Origin of the sequence: Nitrobacter winogradskyi Nb-255 (genome assembly GCF_000012725.1) — a bacterium.
Taxonomy (GTDB): domain Bacteria; phylum Pseudomonadota; class Alphaproteobacteria; order Rhizobiales; family Xanthobacteraceae; genus Nitrobacter; species Nitrobacter winogradskyi.
Map to the genome: position 1 here is coordinate 2,768,538 of NC_007406.1, position 20,284 is coordinate 2,788,821.

Annotated in this window: 19 protein-coding genes; 8 read left to right on the plus strand and 11 right to left on the minus strand. The window is 65.2% G+C overall.

Annotated features, from left to right (window positions below; all coding sequences use genetic code 11):
* Positions 1-9 precede the first annotated feature (9 nt).
* The 3 genes from NWI_RS13245 to mutL all read left to right on the plus strand — a co-directional run bounded on the left by NWI_RS13245 (position 10) and on the right by mutL (position 4,151).
* Positions 10-1,371 carry a M16 family metallopeptidase gene (locus NWI_RS13245; RefSeq protein ID WP_041345643.1) on the plus strand — a complete coding sequence of 454 codons (1,362 nt, stop codon included), beginning with the start codon at positions 10-12 and terminating at the stop codon, positions 1,369-1,371.
* Positions 1,372-1,616: 245 nt separating this feature from the next.
* Complete coding sequence (arfB, locus tag NWI_RS13250) at positions 1,617-2,036, plus strand: alternative ribosome rescue aminoacyl-tRNA hydrolase ArfB (protein WP_011315751.1); 420 nt, start codon at positions 1,617-1,619, stop codon at positions 2,034-2,036.
* Positions 2,037-2,339: 303 nt separating this feature from the next.
* Positions 2,340-4,151: a DNA mismatch repair endonuclease MutL gene (gene mutL, locus NWI_RS13255; RefSeq protein WP_011315752.1), complete on the plus strand. Its 1,812-nt coding sequence runs from the start codon at positions 2,340-2,342 to the stop codon at positions 4,149-4,151.
* A gap of 103 nt (positions 4,152-4,254) precedes the next feature.
* Here mutL and rsmD read toward each other — a convergent pair whose 3' ends face one another.
* Both rsmD and NWI_RS13265 read right to left on the minus strand, forming a co-directional pair.
* Positions 4,255-4,809: a 16S rRNA (guanine(966)-N(2))-methyltransferase RsmD gene (gene rsmD / locus NWI_RS13260; RefSeq protein ID WP_011315753.1), complete on the minus strand. Its 555-nt coding sequence runs from the start codon at positions 4,807-4,809 to the stop codon at positions 4,255-4,257.
* 2 nt (positions 4,810-4,811) lie between these two features.
* Positions 4,812-6,854 (minus strand): pseudouridine synthase, encoded by a 2,043-nt coding sequence (locus NWI_RS13265; RefSeq protein WP_011315754.1) that lies wholly within the window; start codon positions 6,852-6,854, stop codon positions 4,812-4,814.
* Positions 6,855-7,130: 276 nt separating this feature from the next.
* Here NWI_RS13265 and NWI_RS13270 point away from each other — a divergent pair, with 276 nt between their 5' ends.
* Positions 7,131-7,577, plus strand: coding sequence for a nucleoside deaminase (locus NWI_RS13270; protein WP_011315755.1), 447 nt, complete (start codon positions 7,131-7,133; stop codon positions 7,575-7,577).
* Positions 7,578-7,586: 9 nt separating this feature from the next.
* Here the strand turns inward: NWI_RS13270 and purD are convergent, their stop codons facing one another.
* Positions 7,587-8,867 carry a phosphoribosylamine--glycine ligase gene (gene purD / locus NWI_RS13275; protein WP_011315756.1) on the minus strand — a complete coding sequence of 427 codons (1,281 nt, stop codon included), beginning with the start codon at positions 8,865-8,867 and terminating at the stop codon, positions 7,587-7,589.
* Positions 8,868-8,948: 81 nt separating this feature from the next.
* On the opposite strand from purD, the gene xseA reads away from it, so the two are divergent.
* Together xseA and NWI_RS13285 are read left to right on the plus strand one after the other, a co-directional pair.
* Complete coding sequence (gene xseA / locus NWI_RS13280) at positions 8,949-10,574, plus strand: exodeoxyribonuclease VII large subunit (RefSeq protein ID WP_011315757.1); 1,626 nt, start codon at positions 8,949-8,951, stop codon at positions 10,572-10,574.
* A gap of 153 nt (positions 10,575-10,727) precedes the next feature.
* Positions 10,728-10,955: a DUF2093 domain-containing protein gene (locus tag NWI_RS13285; protein ID WP_041345644.1), complete on the plus strand. Its 228-nt coding sequence runs from the start codon at positions 10,728-10,730 to the stop codon at positions 10,953-10,955.
* A gap of 17 nt (positions 10,956-10,972) precedes the next feature.
* On the opposite strand, the gene lpxK is transcribed toward NWI_RS13285, so the two are convergent.
* From lpxK to NWI_RS13315, 6 genes are all read right to left on the minus strand, one after another.
* Positions 10,973-11,986: a tetraacyldisaccharide 4'-kinase gene (gene lpxK, locus NWI_RS13290; RefSeq protein ID WP_011315759.1), complete on the minus strand. Its 1,014-nt coding sequence runs from the start codon at positions 11,984-11,986 to the stop codon at positions 10,973-10,975.
* The gene (locus NWI_RS13295) at positions 11,979-13,271 is read right to left on the minus strand and encodes a 3-deoxy-D-manno-octulosonic acid transferase (protein WP_011315760.1); all 1,293 of its coding nucleotides are present in this window, start codon (positions 13,269-13,271) and stop codon (positions 11,979-11,981) included. The genes lpxK and NWI_RS13295 overlap by 8 nt, the downstream gene beginning before the upstream one ends.
* Positions 13,272-13,275: 4 nt before the next feature.
* Positions 13,276-14,010 (minus strand): lysophospholipid acyltransferase family protein, encoded by a 735-nt coding sequence (locus tag NWI_RS13300; protein ID WP_011315761.1) that lies wholly within the window; start codon positions 14,008-14,010, stop codon positions 13,276-13,278.
* Positions 14,007-14,258 carry a DUF4170 domain-containing protein gene (locus NWI_RS13305; protein ID WP_011315762.1) on the minus strand — a complete coding sequence of 84 codons (252 nt, stop codon included), beginning with the start codon at positions 14,256-14,258 and terminating at the stop codon, positions 14,007-14,009. The genes NWI_RS13300 and NWI_RS13305 overlap by 4 nt, the downstream gene beginning before the upstream one ends.
* A 61-nt stretch (positions 14,259-14,319) precedes the next feature.
* Positions 14,320-15,147, minus strand: a complete 828-nt coding sequence (locus NWI_RS13310) for a 3'(2'),5'-bisphosphate nucleotidase CysQ (RefSeq protein WP_011315763.1) — start codon at positions 15,145-15,147, stop codon at positions 14,320-14,322.
* On the minus strand, positions 15,134-16,522 hold the full coding sequence (locus tag NWI_RS13315; RefSeq protein WP_041345114.1) for a TldD/PmbA family protein: 1,389 nt from the start codon (positions 16,520-16,522) through the stop codon (positions 15,134-15,136). The genes NWI_RS13310 and NWI_RS13315 overlap by 14 nt, the downstream gene beginning before the upstream one ends.
* A 284-nt stretch (positions 16,523-16,806) precedes the next feature.
* Between NWI_RS13315 and NWI_RS13320 the strand changes: the two genes are divergently transcribed.
* Positions 16,807-17,328, plus strand: coding sequence for a DUF6101 family protein (locus NWI_RS13320; RefSeq protein ID WP_011315765.1), 522 nt, complete (start codon positions 16,807-16,809; stop codon positions 17,326-17,328).
* 66 nt (positions 17,329-17,394) lie between these two features.
* Here NWI_RS13320 and ubiA read toward each other — a convergent pair whose 3' ends face one another.
* Together ubiA and NWI_RS13330 are read right to left on the minus strand one after the other, a co-directional pair.
* Positions 17,395-18,318 carry a 4-hydroxybenzoate octaprenyltransferase gene (ubiA, locus tag NWI_RS13325; protein WP_011315766.1) on the minus strand — a complete coding sequence of 308 codons (924 nt, stop codon included), beginning with the start codon at positions 18,316-18,318 and terminating at the stop codon, positions 17,395-17,397.
* A gap of 10 nt (positions 18,319-18,328) precedes the next feature.
* On the minus strand, positions 18,329-19,099 hold the full coding sequence (locus tag NWI_RS13330; protein ID WP_011315767.1) for a hypothetical protein: 771 nt from the start codon (positions 19,097-19,099) through the stop codon (positions 18,329-18,331).
* Between the two features lie 287 nt (positions 19,100-19,386).
* Here NWI_RS13330 and NWI_RS13335 point away from each other — a divergent pair, with 287 nt between their 5' ends.
* Positions 19,387-20,160, plus strand: coding sequence for a 16S rRNA (uracil(1498)-N(3))-methyltransferase (locus NWI_RS13335; RefSeq protein ID WP_011315768.1), 774 nt, complete (start codon positions 19,387-19,389; stop codon positions 20,158-20,160).
* Positions 20,161-20,284 lie beyond the last annotated feature (124 nt).

Consider the following 20,284-nt stretch of genomic DNA (forward strand, 5'->3'; position numbering starts at 1 on the left):
GCGCGCGGCCTGCTCGCCGCCGTATGTTTCGCGGTGATCAGCTTCGCCGCCGCCCCCTCTTTCGCCGCGACGAAAATCCAGCATCTGGTGACGCCGGGAGGTATCGAGGCCTGGCTCGTTCAGGACGCCACCGTGCCGCTGGTGGCCATGGAATACGCGTTCGCGGGCGGCGCGGCGCAGGACCCGCCGGACAAACCGGGCGTCGGCCACCTGGTCGCCAGCCTGCTGGACGAGGGCGCCGGCGATCTCTCTTCCAAGACCTTTCGCGAACGGATGGAGCGCCGGGCCATCGAGCTCAGCTTCACAATCCAGCGCGACCGGCTCCGCGGCTCGTTGCGAATGCTCAGGGAACACAGCGGCGAAGCGTTCGGCCTGCTGCGGCTCGCTCTGACCTCGCCGCGCTTCGACGCCGATGATGTCGAGCGCATCCGTTCGCAGATCCTGGCCCATCTGCGCCGCAACTCGACCAATCCGAACGCACTCGCCGGCCGCGAATTCCTCAAGCTCGCATTCGGCGATCATCCCTACGGTCATCCCTCGCACGGCACGCTCGAAAGCGTTCCGACGATCAGGATCGACGACCTCAAGGATTACGTGCGGCGGGTGGTGGCGCGAGACAAGCTGAAGATCACGGTCGTGGGCGATATCGAGCCGGCGGCGCTCGCGAAGATGCTGGATCAGACCTTCGGCAGCCTGCCGGCGAAGGGCGGTCTCACGCCCGTGCCCGACATCATCGCCGCGAAGCCGCCGCAAAAAGCGTTCGTTCCGCTCGACGTGCCGCAGACCGTGGTGATGTTCGGAGGCCCCGGCGTCAAGCGTCACGACCCGGATTTCATGGCGGCCTACATCAACAACCACATTCTCGGCGGCGGGTCGCTGTCATCGCGGCTGTATCGCGAGGTGCGCGAAAAACGTGGCCTCGCTTATTCCGTCTCGCAATCTCTGCTGTGGATGGATCATTCGGCGCTGTTCGCCGGCACCACCGGAACCCGCGCCAACCGGGCCGGCGAGAGCATTGACGCCATCAACAGCGAGATCCGGCGCTTTGCCGAGAACGGGCCGACCCAGAAAGAACTCGACGAAGCCAAATCCTATGTGAAGGGATCGCAGATGCTGGAGCTCGACACCTCATCGAAGCTCGCCACCGGCCTGTTGCAGTATCAGACGGACAATCTGCCGATCGACTACATCGAGAAGCGCAATGCCATCGTCGATGCCGTCACCCTCGACCAGGCGAAAGCCGTCGCGAAGCGGTTATGGGGACAGGGGCTTCTCACCGTGATCGTGGGTCGCTCGCCTCAGGCGGTGGCGCAACCCGCGGAGGCGCAGCCGACCGCGACTCCACCCGCACCTCAACCCGCCGCGCATTAGAGCATTTTCCGGCGAAGCATGTCCTCGGGCTTGACCCGAGGATGGATACCGGTTCGCCGCAAGAAAATGCGACCAGACAACCATTTCTAGAGCATGGTCCGATTCAACTTGATCGGATCATGCTCTAGCTAGATTTTTTGTTCAACCCGTTTTCTTCACGCGAACCGATATCCATCCTCGGGTCATCGCTAGAAAACGCTACAGACTCTGCACTTCCGCAAACCGGATGAGCCCTGGTGAGTGCCATGCTGTGGATCACCCGCACGATCGTCATCGATGAAAACGACATCGAGATCAGTTTCATCCGCGCCTCCGGTCCGGGCGGCCAGAACGTCAACAAGCTCTCGACCGCCGCGCAGCTGCGCTACGATACGCGCCGCCTGACGCTCGCCCCTGATATCGCCGCGCGGCTCGCCCAACTCGCGGGGCAGCGGATGACCAGGGACGGCGTGATCGTCATCCACGCCCAGCGCTTTCGCACCCAGGAGCGCAACCGCGCGGACGCCACCGACCGCCTGATCGAATTGCTGCGCCAGGCAGCGATCCGGCCGATCCCGCGCCGCGCCACCAAGCCGACCCTCGGATCGAAGCAACGCCGGCTTGAGAGCAAGAAGCGCCGCGGCGATGTGAAGGCAAGACGTGGACGGGCGGGCGAGGAGGATTAGCTAGGTATCGGCCAGTGTTGGAAATCTCTTCAGGCACGCCCCTCCCAATTCTTGTCATGGCCGCGACAAGCGCGGGCATGACGACGGCAAGGGTTTGGCCTGCACGGACAAAAGTATCAGTTCGGGACATCCGGTTTTGCCCCCATGCAATCGGCGCGGCGAACGCCTGGAGCCTTTTCGCTTCTGACGGAATCAGAAGCGAGGCTCTATAACCTTGATTTAACGCGTTTTCTTCACGCGAACCGGTATCCACTTCGCTCGAAAACGCTCTAAACTCGGCCGCAGCCAGAATCGAGCCGCGCCATGCCCGTCCGCCAGCTTCCCGAAACCGTCGTCAACCGCATCGCCGCGGGCGAAGTGGTCGAGCGTCCGGCAAGCGTCGTCAAGGAGCTGGTGGAAAACGCGATCGACGCCGGCGCGACCCGCATCGATGTCTTCACCGACGGCGGGGGACGGCGGCGGATCGGCGTCACCGACGACGGGGCCGGCATGGCGAAGGGCGACCTCGCGCTGGCGGTGGATCGCCATGCCACCTCGAAACTGGACGACGAGGATTTGCTGGGCATCCGCACGCTGGGCTTTCGCGGCGAGGCGCTGCCCTCGATCGGAGCGGTGGCCAGGCTCTGCATCACCACACGCGAGGCCCGCGAGCCGCATGCGTGGTCGCTCACGGTGGAAGGCGGGCGAAAATCCGAGATCATTCCGGCCGCGCTGACCAACGGCACGCGCGTGGAAGTCGGCGATCTTTTTTACGCAACGCCCGCGCGGCTGAAATTCCTCAAGACCGATCGCACCGAGGCCGAGGCGATCCGCGAGGTGGTGCGGCGGCTTGCGATGGCGCGGCCGGATATCGGCTTCACCCTCGCGGGCGAAGAGCGTGCGCCGGTGACATGGACGGCGGCGCTGCCCGGAGCGGCCGGACGTTTGACGCGACTGGGCGACATTCTCGGCGGAGATTTCCGCGCCGCCGCCATCCCGGTACGCGCCGAACGCGAGGGCGTGATCGTCGAGGGGTTCGCCGCCGCACCTTCGCTGACCCGCGCGAACGCGCTCGGCCAGTATCTGTTCGTCAACGGCCGTCCGGTGCGCGACAAGCTGATCCTCGGCGCGGTGCGCGCGGCCTATTCCGATTACCTGCCGCGCGACCGTCACCCGGTGGCGGCGTTGTTCGTCACAGCCGATCCACGGGAGGTCGACGCCAATGTCCATCCCGCGAAGACGGAAGTGCGGTTCCGGAACGCCGGGCTGGTGCGCGCGCTGATCGTGCATGCGCTGAAGGAGGGTCTCGCGCGCGAGGGACGACGCACCGCCGCGAACAGGGACGGCGCGGTGCTCACGGCTTTCCGCCCCGCGCCGTCCCCGCGTCCCGCCAACTGGGATTGGCGGGAATCGCCCGCCGCGCCTGCCGACGCGCGGCCATGGATCGGCGGACCGCCCGCGGCCGCCTTCGCCGAAGCCGGCCAGGCCGCGCTTGATGTTGGCGCGCCCAGCGCCGACGTGCGCTTTGACGCACATCCCCCTCTTGATCTGGTCGATCGGCCGCTCGGCGCGGCGCGTACCCAGATCCACGAAACCTACATCGTATCGCAAACCCGCGACGGCCTGATCGTCGTGGACCAACATGCCGCGCACGAACGCATCGTTTACGAGCGGTTGAAGACGGCGCTGGCGCGGGACGGCGTGCAACGGCAGATCCTGCTGATCCCCGATATCGTCGAACTGGATGAGGCAACCGTCGAAAAGCTGATCGACCGCGCGACGGAGCTGGAAAAATTCGGCCTCGCCATCGAGTCCTTCGGGCCCGGCGCGGTCGCCGTGCGCGAGACGCCGTCGCTGCTCGGCAAGATCAACGCGGCCGCGCTGCTGCGCGACCTCGCCGAACACATGACGGAATGGGAGGAGACGCTTCCGCTCGAACGACGGCTGATGCATGTCGCGGCCACGATGGCTTGTCATGGTTCGGTGCGCGCGGGACGAATTCTCAAGCCGGAAGAAATGAACGCGCTGCTACGCGAGATGGAAGCCACGCCCAATTCAGGTCAGTGCAATCACGGCCGCCCGACCTACGTGGAATTGAAGCTCGACGATATCGAAAAGCTTTTCGGGCGGCGGTGAAACCAGAGCCTTTCCGCTTCTGATTGAATCAGAAGCGGGCTCTATTATTTTGATTGGAGCGTTTTCTTCACGCGAACCGGTGTCCACTTCGCTCGAGAACGCTCTAACCCGCCCGCAGGAACACGAATTCGGTATCGTCATAGGCGCGTCGTTCGAGTTCGCGAAATCCATCCGGCGCGGCGAAGCCCGCAACCTTGGCTTCCTCGACAACGAGCAGCGCCCCGTCGGCCAGCCAGCCGCCGTCGCGCAGCGAGGCGAGCGCCTTGTCGGCGAGTTGCATCCGGTACGGAGGATCGAGAAACACCAGCGAGAACGGCGCGAGCGGATGCGCGGCCCCGAGATTAGTCGCATCGCGACGATAGACCTTCGTCACGCCACCGAGTCCCAATGCCTCAACGTTGTTGCGCAGCAGCGCGCGCGCCTCGGCGCCGTTATCGACGAACAGCGTGAACTTCGCCCCGCGCGACACCGCCTCGATGCCGAGCGCTCCGGTGCCCGCAAACAGGTCCAGCACGCGCGCATCCGCGACCGGATCGTCGTAGGCATGAACAAGGATGTTGAACAGCGACTCGCGCAGCCGATCGGCGGTCGGCCGAATCTGTTGCGTTGATGGCGACGCGAGATTGCGGCCTTTCAGCCGTCCGCCGACCACACGCATCGTCAATCCCGTGGCGTCAGGTCGCGCTTGCCGTGATAGCCGCGCTTCGGCCGGCGCGGCGGTCCATAGCCATTGGCCTCGGCTTCGTTGCGCGCCCGCGCCTCATCGCTACCGGTCCGCTGCACCACGACGCTGCGGCCCTGGCGATCCTCGATCAGCGCGCGCTTCGTTCTCGCCTTGTTGTCTTTCTTGGAGCGTAGCGGCGTGCCGTCACGGCCGAGGTTGGCGGCCCCGGCTTCGGCCGCGGCGCCCGATGGATCCATGTTGGCGAGCGTGGCGATTCTGTCGCCGAGTTGCTCCCGCAGCACGCGCGTCTTCACCTCCTCGACCTCGCCTTCCGCGATCTCGGCAAGCTGGAAGGGTCCATAGGAGATACGGATCAGCCGGTTCACCTCGAGCCCGAGATGCGCCATCACATTGCGCACCTCGCGGTTCTTGCCCTCGCGGATCGCAAAGGTCAGCCACACATTCGCACCTTGATCGCGCTCCAGCGTGGCGTCGATCGAGCCATACTTGACGCCGTCGACCTCGACGCCGTTCTTCAAGGCATCGAGTTGCGCCTGCGTCACCTCGCCATGGGCGCGGACCCGATAGCGCCGCAGCCAGCCGGTGTCGGGCAGTTCCAGCGCGCGGGCCAGCCCGCCGTCGTTGGTCAGGAGCAGCAGTCCTTCGGTGTTGAAGTCGAGCCGGCCGACGCTGATCACGCGCGGCAGACCTTCGGGCAGATGATCGAATACCGTCGGCCGCCCTTCGGGATCAGCGTGGGTCGTCATCAGTCCGCGCGGCTTGTGATACAGGAACAGCCGCGTGCGTTCCCGCTCGGGCAACGGCTGGCCATCAACCGTGACGACGTCGCGCGAGGTGACATCGAGCGCCGGCGAGTTGATGACGCGGCCGTTGACGGCGACGCGGCCTTGCGTGACCATTTCCTCCGCGTCGCGGCGCGAGGCGAGACCGGCGCGCGAGATCATTTTCGCGACGCGTTCACCGGCTTTCTTTGGTTTCGGCTCGGCCCGCGCGCCACGCCGCTCGCCGTCAGGCGCGCGTTCGCGATAGGCGCCGCGTCCCCCGAACGCCGGACGTTTTGCGAAAACCTTGCTGTCGTCCTCATTGTCACGACGCGGACGATCGTCACGATCATGGCGACGGGGACGATCATCACGATCAAACCGGCGCGGGCGCTCCTGCCAGGCATTGCTGGCACCACGAGAACGGTCGCCATCGGGACGATCCTGTCGCGGGCGATCGAAGCGAGGGCGATCATCGGAGCGACGGTCATAACGCGGACGATCGCCTTGCGGACGATCAAACTTGCGGGGACCGCGATCGGCGCCCGCAGCTCGCTCAACGCGATCCTCGCGTGACTTCGAAAATCGTGGACGCCCCGCACCGTCACGAGACGGTCGCGACCCGCGGCGATCATCGCGCGGGCCGGCGTCGCGCTTCTGCCACGGCTTTTCGTCGCCCCTGTTACGCCCCTCGCGGTCGCCGAACTCCTTGCGCGGTCCGCGCGAGCCACGCTCGGGTCCACCGCGTGAAAACGTTTTCTTGTCACCGAAGGGACGATCCCCGCGCGGCGTATACGGACGCTTCTCGCCACCACCCTCGCGCGGCGGACGCGCGCCATAAGGCCGGTCACCTTGCGGCCGCGCACGCTGCGGACGGTCGCCGTCTTTCCGAAAACCCTCGCCGCGTGGCGTGTAGGGACGCTTCTCGCCGCCGTCGTCGCGATTGAACCGAGGCCGCGCGGTCCCGCCATCTCGCTTGCCCGCGTAAGGTTTGCCCGCGCCAGCATGGGGCTTTCTGGCATAGGGCTTCTTGCCGGAAGGCTTCGCGCCATCGGACTTGCCGGCATAGGGCCGCTTATCACCATCACCTCTTTCGGACGTTCCGGTATCGGACTTGCCAGCCAAGCCGCGCCTGGCAAGCTTCTTTTCCGGACCGCGCGGCGCGCCCGACCTGCCCCTGGGTTTACCCTTGCCGCCGGAAGGCCGATCACGCCGCCCACGCGGGCGCGCATTGTCATCGTCATTATCGCGGGGCATGAATGATCTCGCTACGGGCACAAGGGCCGACTAGAGTCTTTGATGTTTTGACGCGTTTTTTTGACGCGAACCGGATTCCGTCCTCGGGTCAAGCCCGAGGACATGCTTCGCTCGAAAACGCTAGAGCGCGCCTCTTAACAGGGTTCGCGCCGGAGCGCGATCAGGAAAAGCGGATACCGCCTTTTCGCCCGATCGCGCTCCAGGATATTGATATCGCGCATGATCCGATCGCCGAACCGCTTCCATTCTGGCGGATCATGCGCCGGGATACGAGACATGACCACACCCTCTTTCATGGACATGGCGCTCGAAGCCGCCGAAAAGGCCGGTCAGGCGGGCGAAGTGCCGATCGGCTGCGTGATCGTGCGCGACGGAGAGATCATCGCCGCCGCGGGAAACCGCACCCTGACCGATCGCGATCCGACCGCTCATGCCGAGGTTCTGGCGCTCCGGGCAGCCGCGCACGTCCTCGGCAGCGAGCGGCTGACCGGCTGCGATCTTTATGTGACGCTCGAACCCTGCACGATGTGCGCGGCCGCGATCTCGTTCGCGCGGATCCGCAGGCTCTACTATGGAGCGAGCGACCCCAAAGGCGGCGCGGTGGAGTACGGCGTGCGATTCTTCGCCGCGCCGACCTGCCATCACCGGCCGGAGGTGTACTCGTCCGTCGGCGAAAGCCAGGCGGCGACGCTGCTGCGGGATTTCTTCAAGGCGCGACGATGAAATCCGCTTCTATTCGCCCTTCTCCCGCGCCACCGCGCGCAGGCCGATGTCACGACGGCAGAAGCCCTCGGGCCATGTGATGCGATCGACGGCCTCATACGCGCGGGCCTGCGCCTCCGCGACGGTATTGCCGAGCGCGCAGACGTTCAGGACGCGACCGCCACTCGCGAGAATGCGCCCGTCCTCCTCTTTCGTGCCAGCATGAAAAATCTCCACGCCCCCGGCCTTGGCGGCTTCGTCTATTCCGTCGATGCGCGTTCCCTTCGCGTAGCTGCCGGGATAGCCCTTCGCCGCCATCACCACGGTCAGCGCAGGATCGGGAAACCAGCGCATGCTGAAATGATTCAGCTGCCCGTCGCAGGCGGCGAACAGCGCCGGCACGATGTCGCCCCTCATCCGCAGCATCAGCACCTGGCATTCCGGATCGCCGAAGCGGACGTTGTATTCGATCAGCTTCGGCCCCTGTTCCGTGATCATCAGCCCGGCGAACAGCACGCCCTTGAAAGGCGCGCCCTTCTCACGCATGGCGCGCAATGTCGGAACGATGATCTCATCCATGGTGCGGCGGCACATTTCGTCAGTCATCACGGGCGCGGGCGAATAGGCGCCCATGCCGCCGGTGTTCGGGCCCTCGTCGCCGTCGAACGCCCGTTTATGGTCCTGCGCGGTCGCCAGCGGCATCGCGTGTTCGCCGTCGCATAGCGCGAAGAACGACGCTTCCTCGCCGCGAAGAAATTCCTCGACCACGACCTCAGCGCCCGCGGCACCGAAGCCGCCCTCGAACATCATGTCGACCGCCGCCAGCGCCTCGTCCAGCGTCATGGCCACCACGACGCCCTTGCCGGCCGCAAGCCCGTCGGCCTTGATGACGATCGGCGCGCCGTGCGCGTGGATATAGTCCTTCGCCGCTCCGGCGTCCCTGAAGCGTTCATATTCCGCTGTCGGAACGCCGTTGTCGCGGCACAGGTCCTTGGTGAAGCCTTTCGAGCTTTCGAGCTGCGCGGCGGCCTTGCCCGGCCCGAACGCCTTGATGCCCGCGGCCGCGAGATCATCGACAATGCCCGCGGCGAGCGGCGCTTCCGGACCGACCACCACCAGATCGACCTTGCTGGCTTTGCAGAACCCGATCACCGCGGCATGATCCGCGATGTCGAGCGCCACGCATTCGGCCTCGCGCGCGATCCCGGCATTGCCCGGCGCGCACCAGAGTTTCGTCACCAGCGGCGAGCCGGCGATTTTCCACGCCAGCGCATGTTCGCGGCCGCCGGAACCAAGCAAAAGAATGTTCATGTACGAGCGCCGATCCAGCCTTTCCGGTGGTTTCGGAGCGGTTTAGCATGGTAATGCGGACGAGCAACAGAAGTGAGGCTGATGCCCGCAAACCCAGCACAGCTTTTGGCGAACGCGCCGGAATATACCGTCTCCGAGTTGTCCTCGGCGTTGAAACGCACCGTGGAGAACGCCTACGGCCATGTGCGGGTGCGCGGCGAGATCTCCGGCTTTCGCGGGCCACACGCCTCGGGCCATTGCTATTTCGCGCTGAAGGACGAGAGCGCCAAGATCGAGGCGGTGATCTGGAAAGGCGTCCACGGCCGGATGCGGTTCAAGCCGCAGGAGGGCCTGGAGGTCATCGCCACCGGCAAGCTGACCACCTATCCGGGCTCGTCGAAATACCAGATCGTGATCGAGGCGATCGAGCCAGCCGGAATCGGCGCGCTGATGGCGCTGATGGAGGAACGCAAGAAGAAGCTCGCGGCACAGGGGCTGTTCGATGAAGCCCGCAAGCAGTTGCTTCCCTGGCTGCCCGAGGTCATCGGGGTGGTGACCTCCCCGACCGGCGCGGTGATCCGCGACATCCTGCACCGGCTGGAGGACCGGTTTCCTCGCCGCGTGCTGGTATGGCCGGTGCGGGTGCAAGGCGAAGGCTCGGCGGAACAGATTGCCGCAGCCATCGACGGATTCAATGCACTCCCGGACGGCGGCCCCATTCCGCGTCCCGACCTGCTGATCGTCGCACGTGGCGGCGGCTCGCTCGAAGACCTGTGGTCTTTCAACGAGGAAATCGTGGTCCGCGCCGCGGCCGGCAGCATGATCCCGCTGATCTCGGCGGTGGGGCACGAGACCGACGTAACGCTGATCGATTTCGCCGCCGATCAGCGGGCCCCGACACCGACCGCCGCCGCCGAAATGGCCGTGCCGGTCCGGTCTGATCTGGCGATCGAAATCTCAGACCTCGCCGCCCGCGCCCTGGTGGCGTGGAAGCGAGGTCATGACGACCGGCGCACCGAATTACGCTCCGCCGCCCGCGCGCTGCCGGGAGCCGGTGAACTGCTCGCGATCCCCCGCCAGAAGCTCGACAACGCCGCCGCCGCGTTGCCGCGCGCCTTGCGCGCAAGCACGCACCTTCATCACCGCCGTTTCACGCGGATTTCCGGCGGGCTCACGTTGCGCGTGCTGCACGCGCAGATTACGCATGCAAAACAGTCGGTCGCCGCCACCGGTGCAAGGCTCGCACACTGCACGCAGGTCATGCTGCGTCACCGCCGCGACCGCTTCGCGGGACTGGCCGTCAGGCTCAGGGCGTCGAGGGTAGCCAACGTACAGGCGCAGCGCGATCGAATCGCGCGTGACAACGAACGGACAAGGCGACTGGCCGAGCGCGCGCGACGGGCGCTCGTTACTTTGTTGCGGCGTCATGAGGCGCGCATCACCCATTCGGGCCAGTTGCTGGCGGCGCTTTCCTATCGCGGCGTGCTTGCGCGCGGCTTCGCACTGGTTCGCGACGACGCCGGACAGGCGGTGCGAAGCGCGACGGCGGCCGGTTCCGGCGCGCGCCTCACGCTGGAATTCGCCGACGGAAAGGTGAACGTCACCTCCGACACCGATCAAACCGCAGCGACATCATCAAACCCGCCGAGGTCAGGTCCCACGAGCGAGCCCAAACCGGTCTCCCGCAAGCGCGCCGCCAAGCCCGCCGGCCAGGGAAGTCTGTTCTGAATAAACCGGGTCCGGTATGCTATGATGAGGTCAAGATCCGAAAGGCGGCCGGATGGCGTTTCGTCAAGCCGATGGTTTAACCATAGCGTTTTCGAGCGAAGCGGGATCCGGTCCGCGTCGAGAAAACGCGTCGAGCAGCCCTGGAGAAAAGCAGTGCTGAATAAATTTCGTCAATCCGGACAGGGCGAGGCGAGCGCACAGTATCTCGATGGCGACTTCCGGGTGATCTCGCCGGGAACCTATGTCCGTTGCGCCGTCACCGACGCCCGCATTCCGCTCGATGAGCTGAAATACTGGAGCGTCGACTTGCAGGAGGCTTACGCTCTCCCGAGCGCGGTGTTGCAGCGCCATTACCCGGGTGCGTTCAAAAGCTCAGACTGAAATCGAGCGATTTTCGATCAGTCCAGCCGCCGTACCTTCGCGATCCCATCCATCAGGAACGACCGCAGCGCCGTTTCATCGTCGAACGCAAGGGTGACCGCGAAAGGCGCGACGGCCTGCGCGAATGCGGCAATGTTTTCATTGTTGCGCAGCCGCGCCAGATCTTTTTCCGTCGTCACCAACGTTAAACCATCCTTCTCGGCGGCGGACTGCAGCGCGGCCACGTCGCGTTGCGAAAACGGATGATGATCGGCGAACGCCCGCTCCGCCGCCACATCGACGCCGCAGGCGCGAAGACCGCGGAAGAATCGCGAGGGATCGCCGATTCCGGCAAAGGCCAGGACGCGCCTGCCGCGAAGAGCCGCAACCGAAGCCTCATCCGGGACAACCCGCGCCCGCAAGACAGGCCCTCCCCGCGCCTCGATGCTCGCCGCAATGTCGTCCGCGGCGGAACCAGGACCGACGATCACCAGCGCATCGGTGCGAGCGAGTTGCGGCGGCAGCGGCGCCCGCAACGGTCCCGCCGGAAAAATCCGCCGGTTGCCCAGGCCGCGATCTCCATCGATCACGATCAGCGAGATATCCCTCGCGAGCGTCGGATTCTGGAAGCCGTCATCCATCAGGATCACGCTGGCGCCCAGCGCGCGCGCCGGCGCGACGCCCGCCGCCCGTTGTCGCGACACGATCACGGGGAGCGTCCGCGCCATCATCAAGGGCTCGTCTCCGACATCGGCAGCCGCATGCCGGTCCGGATCGACGCGCACCGGGCCGCGCAGCCGTCCGCCGTAGCCGCGGCTGATCACGACCGGCGTTTCGCCGAGCGAACGGAGAATGCCGGCGAGCGCCAACACGGTCGGCGTCTTGCCCGCGCCGCCGAGATGATAGTTTCCGACGCAGATCACCGGCACCCCGGCGCGCAGACCCGTCCGTGACAGCCGCCGCGCGGCGATCGCGCCGTAAAGCGCGCCAACGGGTATCAGCAACCGCGAAAGCAACGATGATGGCCTGCGCCAGAAGGCCGGTTCACGCATCGGCCGCCCGTCGTTCAAGCCGCAACTGCAGAAGATACGGTTCGAGCGCGGCCAGCGTGCGATCGAGCGCACCGGCAAGTTTTTCCACCACCTGAGACGCCGCCGTCGCAGTGGCGTCGCGCGCGGCGGAATCGTTGAGAAGGTAGCCAAGCTGCTTCGTCAGCGCATCGCCGTCGTCGACCCGGCACGCGCCGCCCGCGCTGTCGAGCGCGCCATAGACATCCGGAAAATTGAAGACATGCGGTCCATGCACGATCGACGCTTTGAGCTTGACCGCCTCGATCGGATTCTGGCCGCCATGCGGCACCAGGGAGCCGCCCATGAAAACGATCGGCGCCAAACGGTAGAACAATCCCATTTCGCCGATGGTGTCGGCGATATAGATGTTTGTCCTCGCCGTCGGCAGTTGCTCCAGCGAGCGCCGCGCCGCCTGCGCGCCGGAAGCGATGACCATCCGGGCGATCGCCTCGCCCCGATCGGGGTGGCGCGGAACGATCACGGTCAGCAGCGACGGAAAATCACGCACGAGCGTTTGATGGGCGTTGAGCAGTATTTCTTCCTCGCCCGGATGGGTCGAGGCCGCCACCACGACCGGACGGCCGCGGGTCACGAACAACAATCGTTCCAGCCTGGTCTCGTCGGCCGGCGGCGGCTGGACGTCGAGCTTGAGGTTGCCGGTGATGACGACGTTGCGCCCCCCGAGCGCCGTGAAGCGCTCCGCGTCGATTTCCGACTGGACAAGGCAGATATCGAACCGGCTCAACAACGCCCCGATCGTTCGGGAAGCCCGCCGCCAGCGCGGGAATGAACGACGCGACATCCGCCCGTTGATCAGCACGATCGGTACACGGCGGCTCGCGCCAGCCAGAATCAGGTTCGGCCACAGGTCCGACTCGATAAAGAGCGCAAGACCGGGTTGCCAGTGATCGAGAAAACGCTCCACGAAGCGGGGCGAGTCGTAGGGGATATACTGGTGAATGATATCCGGCGGGAACCGCTTCGCGGCGACGGCTGCCGACGTGACCGTACCCGACGTGACCAAAACGCCGATATCAAGCGCGCGCAGCCGCTCGATCAGCGCGGCGGCTGCCAGCACCTCGCCAACGCTGGCCCCATGGATCCAGACCAGCGGGCCCGCGGGTCGGGGCTGCCGGGCGACGCCCCGGCGCTCATTGATACGCGCCGGGTCTTCCTTGCCCTGTTTCAAACGCCGTTTCAGAAGCAGGGGCGCCAGTGGCCCGGCAGCGACAGCCAGCCTGCGGTAGAGGCGCAGCGTCGCCGGCATCCGGTTAGGCACGGCCCGCCTCGTATTCGGGACCGGCCTCGAATTGGGGCCGGCCGACTTTCGCGTAAGCGCGGCGCGTCGCATCGTTCAATGTCGCCTCCAGCCGTGCCCTCAGCATCTCCATCATCTGCGCATCTGCGTCCGAAGGAACCGAGATCGGCTCACCGCCAACCAGAACGCCGCGCCCGAACGGCAGGTTGATCGTCGTGCGATCCCAGTTGTTCAGGCGGATGAAGCGGCTCGTCGCCATTGCAAACGGCATGATGGTCCGCCCGGATTCACGCGCCAGCATGATAATGCCGAGACCGGCGATCCGCGAGCGCTTCGGCACATCGGCGGTCAGGGCCACGTTGTAGCCCTCCTCCAGCGCGCGGACCATTTCCTTGAAGGCGCCGACGCCCCCCTTGCGATTGAACGCCGAGCCGTGATCGCCGGAGCCGCGAATGGTCTCGATCCCCAGCCGCTCCGCGGCGAGCGCGTTGAACTCGCCGTCGCGGTGCCGCGAGATCAGCACCTTGCCGCGATGGTGCGCCCGCCTGATGAACGGCGTCATGAAATGCTGCCCGTGCCAGAACCCGAGGATCACCGGCATCTGCGGCTCGACGATGTCGTATACATCCTCGGGATCGTAGCTGAACCTGTTGGTTCGCCAGACCAGCCATAAAAAGCCCGCGGCCAGAAGGCCCGCGGACTGCTGAAACCAGCGTGAGCGCAGCAGATTGCGAAGCAGTTTTCTCAAAGGTCGGTCTTCGTGTCTTGACCAGGATCAAGCAGCCGGTGGAGATGGACGATGAAATACCGCGTGTGGGCGTTATCGACCGTCCGCTGCGCCTTCGCTTTCCAGGCGGCATAGGCTGACGCGTAATTCGGATAGAGGCCGACGATCTCGACCTCATCGAGGTTTTTGAAGGCCGTATGCGCGAGATCGGTCAGTTCGCCTCCGATCACGAGATGGAGCAATTGCTGGGGCGGACTGTCTGACGGCATCACGCGTTGTCCTACTATGCCGCCGGCCGTCAGGCAAACACCATCCAGGCACCATCCAAAGTCAGCAGCCGGCCCTACGGCCGCGAACGTCCCGGACATGCGCGAGAATGCGCGCGTGGCGAGGATGGCCGGCCGCGACCAGCACGCCGTGGGTCACTTCGGCACGATTATAAAGCACCGGCTCGCCGGCGAGAGAGGTCATTTTACCATTCGCCTCATGCACGATCAAATCGGCCGCGGCGATATCCCAATCGTGGCTCTGGCCACCTGCAAAAGCGGCATCGATTCCGCCCCCCGCCACGCGGCACAGCCGCAGCGCCAGCGAACTGATCCTCGGATGAAGGGCGGCATCACCCGGACGCAGGTCGAGTTTTTCCAGAAGCGGTTTCGGTCCTGCGATCTTCGAAAAATCCAGATCATCACCACCGGTCGCCTGGACCGGCAGGTCGTTGCAGGTCGTCCCCTGCCCGCGCGCGGCAATGAAAAACTCGTCGGTGGCGGGCGCGAACACGGCGGCGAGCAGCGGCGAGGCATCCTCCACCAGAGCGACGCTGACGCACCATTCGTCATGGCCGGCAAGATAGCCGCGCGTGCCGTCGATCGGATCGACGATCCACACCCTCTTCTTGCCGAGCCGCGAAAGATCGTCGGCGCTTTCCTCGGACAACCAGCCGTAATCCGGAACCGCGCCCAGCCTGCTCGCAATGAGATCGTTGACCGCGATGTCCGCCTCCGACACCGGGGACGACACTCCCTTGGTCCAGGTCCACAGTTTGGTGCGGCGCATCGCCAGCGCCAGCAATCCGGCCTCACGCACCGTATCGATCAACAGAGCGCGGTCGCGCGCCAAAAGGTCGGCTCGGCTGTCTGCATCGTCAGCGCCCGCCAACCGTCAGCCCTTCGATGCGGACGGTTGGCGCGTTGGTCCCGTAGCGGAACGTAAGATCGTTGGCCGGCGTCAGCGATTTGAACATCTCGATCAAATGACCCGCGATGGTGATCTCGCTGACCGGATAGGTGATCTCGCCGTTCTCAATCCAGAATCCCGAAGCGCCGCGGCTATAATCGCCGGTCACCCCATTGACGCCGGAGCCGATCAGGTCGGTGACGTAGAAACCCTGCTCCACCTCCGCGATCAATTGGCGCGGCGTCATTTCTCCCGCCTCAAGGTGCAAGTTATACGGTCCCGGCGACGGCGACGATGAGACGCCACGGTGGGCATGGCCGGTCGTGGTCAGCCCGAGCTCGCGCGCGGTCGCTGAATCCAGGAGCCATGACGTCAGGACGCCGTCGTCGATCACCGCGAGCTTCTTCGTCGCGACCCCTTCGGCGTCGAAGGATTGCGAGCGCAGTCCGCGCACCCGCAACGGATCGTCGATAATCCGGATTCCCTTGGCAAAGAGCTGCTGGCCGAGCCGATCCTTCAGGAAGCTGGTCTTGCGCGCGACCGCCGCGCCGTTGGCGGCGCTCACGACATGGCTGACCAGCGAGCCCGCTACGCGAGGATCAAACACCACCGGCACCTTGCAGGTCGCAACCTTGCGCGGACCTGCGCGCGCGACTGCCCGTTCGCCCGCGCTGCGGCCGATGCTAGCCGCGGGCATGAGATCGGATCCATGAAGCGCCGAGCTGAAATCGTAATCGCGCTCCATGCCGGTGCCGTCACCGACGATCGCCATCATCGAGACGCCCTGGCTCGAACGCAGATAGCGTCCGTGGAAGCCGGTGCTCGTCACCAGTACCATGCCGCTGATGCCGGTAGAGGCCGACGCGCCGCCGGATTTGGTCACGCCCTTGACGGCCAGACCCGCCGCCTCGGCTTCGACCGCGCGGCGCTCGAGTTCCGCCGTCGACGGCATCACGCGATCGAGCAGATCGAGGTCGGGGAAATTTTGCGCCAGCAATGACGGGTCGGCCAGCCCGACATACTGATCGTCGGGCGCGACACGCGCCATCGCGACCGCGCGCTCGGCAAGCTTTGCGACATTGTCGCCGCCGATATCGTTGGTCGAGACGGTGGCCTGCCGCCGTCCGACCAGCACGCGCAGTCCGACGTCATCGCCCTCCGACCGCTCCGATTCCTCGACGCGGCCGTCGCGAACCTCGACACCTTGCGAAATGCCCCGCACGGCGATTGCATCCGCGGCATCCGCGCCCGCGCGCTTCGCGGCCTCGACCAGCCGCCCGGCGAGTTCACTGAGCGCGGATTGATCGAAGAGGTCGGATGCGACGGATTCCGGCGACGAATTTGGTGAAGAGTTCACGAACAAAATCCAGGGTCTTCGACAGGACCCGCCAAAAGGCTGGTCCGTCATGAGAGGTGCTTATTTTACGCGGACTTCAAGCATTCCATGAAGCGGTATTAAAGATTATCCGCGCCCCGGCAAGGACCCGTCAAGCATGTCGGCCAAGGGTCTGTCAATCATGTGCGCGAATCGCAGGCGGAATACCTTCGATTAACCAGCCTTTTTAAGCAGATCCGGACCGCGCTCTGGCAAGCTCTCACCCATCGACCGGGAACATAATTCCGGCGGGGGAGACTAAAGCCGTGAGGCGTCAAACAGCAATCAGCGGGATCAATCCCGCCGGGTCGAGCCGCAGTCTGCGGCTCGACCCCCTTTCACTGCCAGTCAGTTTTGCCGCGAACGACAGCCGCGCCGACGGCGGCATCCGGCAGATCGAACTTCATCGCGAGCGCGTGACGCTGCATCGCGCGGTGCGCGGCATGAAAATGACGATCAGCGTACGCGTCAGCGAATTCATCGGCGTCACCGTGCGCGACACCTCCCATGGCCGGGCGCTGGTGCTGCTTCACCGCGATCCGTCGCTCGCCATTCCTCTTCTCGTGACCGAGGACGCCGGCGAATGCGCCGCAGCGTGGCAAACCTGGAGCGAGGTCCTCGCGCTTCCGCAACTCGCCGACGACACGCGCGAACCCGCGCCGCGCCGCCGACGCAGAAATGCGATCAGCGACCGACGCCCCGCCTTCCTGGTGCGGCGGCGCTGCGGTCATTCGCTCAACCCCGCGGCGATCCATCGGGGCGAACGCGAGATCATCGCGCGAGACTGAGGCGTCAAACGCTGACAAAAAATTCTCGGCTATTCCGTTCCTTGCGATTGAAGAAGAAGCCGACCGCTACACCAACGCGCCGATGAGCAATCCCGCGAACAACAGCACCCCGGCGTCGCGGTTGGATTTGAACAGCCGCAGGCAGAGGCGGGCATCACTGATCTCGATGCGAGCGATCTGCCAGACGAGATGCGCCGCAAAGACCGCAAGGCCGATCCACGCCGGCCATAGCGCTTCGGCCAGATGCAAGGCAACGCTGATCAGCACGACAGCCAGCCCGTAGAAGATCGCGAGCGCCAAACGTGTGCGCTCACCAAACAGCAGCGCGGTGGACTTGATGCCGATGAGCGCGTCGTCATCCGCATCCTGATGCGCATAGATCGTGTCATAACCGATCACCCATGCCACCGTCCCCGCATACAGCGCCAGCGCAGCCGCATCGATGCGGCCCAGCACCACCGCAAATCCCATCAGAGCGCCCCATGAAAAGGCGAGGCCGAGCACGACCTGGGGCCAATAGGTGATCCGCTTCATGAAAGGATAGGCCGCGACGATGAGGAGCGAGGCAATTCCCGTCGCGATGGCAAAGCGGTTGAACTGAAGCAGCACGATCAGCCCCGCCAGCGCCTGCGCCACGAGAAACACCAGCGCCTGCGTCACCGTAACCTGTCCCGCCGGAATGGGCCGCGACCGGGTCCGCTCCACGCGCGCGTCGAGATCGCGGTCGGTGATATCGTTCCAGGTGCAGCCGGCGCCGCGCATCGCAAACGCGCCGATGAGAAACAGCACGATGGTGAAAGGAAGCTGGCTCACGTCACCGGCGAGGTGCGACGCCAGCGCCGTCGACCATAAGCAGGGCATCAACAGCAGCCACGACCCGATCGGACGGTCCAGCCGCGACAGCCTGAGATAGGGGCGCGACCATAGCGGCGCGCGGCTATCGACCCAATTGCCGACCGAGTCCGCGACGCGGGCAGCCGCATCGCTCATCAATGGCTCGTCATCGTGTGAGAACGTTGCCGCTCAGGGTATCGAAGGTGCTGCCACCCCTCTTCGGCGTGGTGACCTCGGGCAATCCGCCGGATGCCGATCCCAAAGCCTCGCTGAGGCTCGGGCCGGCCGGGCCGCGCATCTTAGCCTGCTTCGCCACGTCGCAAACCTTCTGCTGCATGGACTCGGTCGACTTGTGGTTGGCGTGCATCTGCTTGCCGACATTGTCGGGAATTCCACACCTGTTGGAATTCGCATCGATGAATTTGATCATCCTGGCTTCGGCCTGCGCATATTGCCCGATCAGCTTGCAGGCCTCGTCGGGCGGCGCCTGACGGGCGCTGGCGGCCTGGATCAGCTTGCCGCGTTTCTCAGCCGCGTCACGCAGCGGCAGGAAATCCTTCATGCAGTCCGCGCCCCCAGGCGGGCCGGCCTGCTGCTGCGGCGCCCCGAAACCACCGAGCGGCGTTGCACCGCCGGACGGAAACGCAGAAGGCGCGCTCATCGTAGCGGAAGCGCCGTTGACGGGAGGGAACGGTGAAGCCTGAGACGTGGCGGCCCTTTGCGCAGGCGCCCCGTTGACGGGCGGAAATGGCGAATCCTGAGGCGAGGCGGTCTTCTGCGCAGGCGCTCCGTTGACCGGCGGAAACGGCGAATCGCTGGCCGTCCCGGTTCCGCCATTAGGCAATGGCGCCGGAAATGGCGTCTGACCAAGTACGCCCGTGGTGCCGATAACGAACACCGCAAGCGTCAGCGGAACGATCATGCGCGGGACGATCACAGCATTCCTCCGGCAGGGCCAGGCGACCTTTAGCGACAAACGGCCTTCCATGATGTCCGATTTGTACGATCGCAGTTGATTCCTAACAACCCGACGAATTGGGCAAGAGCGCGACGCTTGGCCGCGCCGGAACCATCGAGGCCCCCAATATCACGCATTTCCATCGGAATGATCCCCTCAAGCCGCGCTGTTCAAGGCAAATCGTATGCGCGGGTTTGATATGAGCCGAAATCGCTACGCAACCTTCCTCATCCTGCTCTACTAAAGTGCGCGCGCGGGATTCAATCATGCCTGATCTTGATATCGACTTTCGCAGTCCCCGGCTCTATGTCGACGCACCGCTTGCCGCGGGCAACAGGGTGCCGCTCAACCGCAATCAGGGCAACTATCTCGGCAACGTCCTGCGCCTGGGGACGGGGACGAATGTCCTGGTCTTCAACGGCCGCGACGGCGAATGGCGCGCGGCGATTTCGGGCCGCAAGCGTCCGGAACATCTTGAAATCGTCGCCGCGACGCGGAAACAGGACCACCTGCGGGACGTACACTACGCGTTCGCGCCGCTGAAACATGCGCGGCTCGACTACATGGTCCAGAAGGCGGTGGAAATGGGGGCCAGCGCGCTTCAGCCTGTCCTGACCCGTTTCACCCAGGTCGGGCGCGTTAACGGCGAGCGGATGCGCGCCAATGTCATCGAGGCCGCCGAGCAATGCGGCATCCTCAGCCTTGCCGCGGTCGAGGAGCCGGCGCAGCTGGATCGCTGGCTCGGCCGGCGCGCGGGCGAACGTCTGCTGGTATTCTGCGACGAGGCCGCCTCGACGGCAAATCCGGTGCGGGCGCTGGAGACTGTGCGCAGCGTCGCGCGAGGCATCGACGTTCTGGTCGGTCCCGAAGGCGGCTTCGCCGACAACGAGCGGGAAAATCTGCTCAACCAGCCCAATATCCTGCGGCTATCGCTCGGACCGCGCATCCTGCGGGCGGATACCGCCGCGGTCGCCGTCCTCGCCCTTGTCCAGACCGTGCTGGGGGACTGGACCGAGCCTGAAAAGCCCGCAACCCGTTAAGCCACTTCGCGGATGGTGGGTCGAAACCGCCAAACAGCCGTGCTAGAGCATAGTCCCGCCTTATAGCGTTTTCGAACGAAGCGGAGACCGGTTCGCGTCAGGCTGCCCGGAAAACACCTTTGAA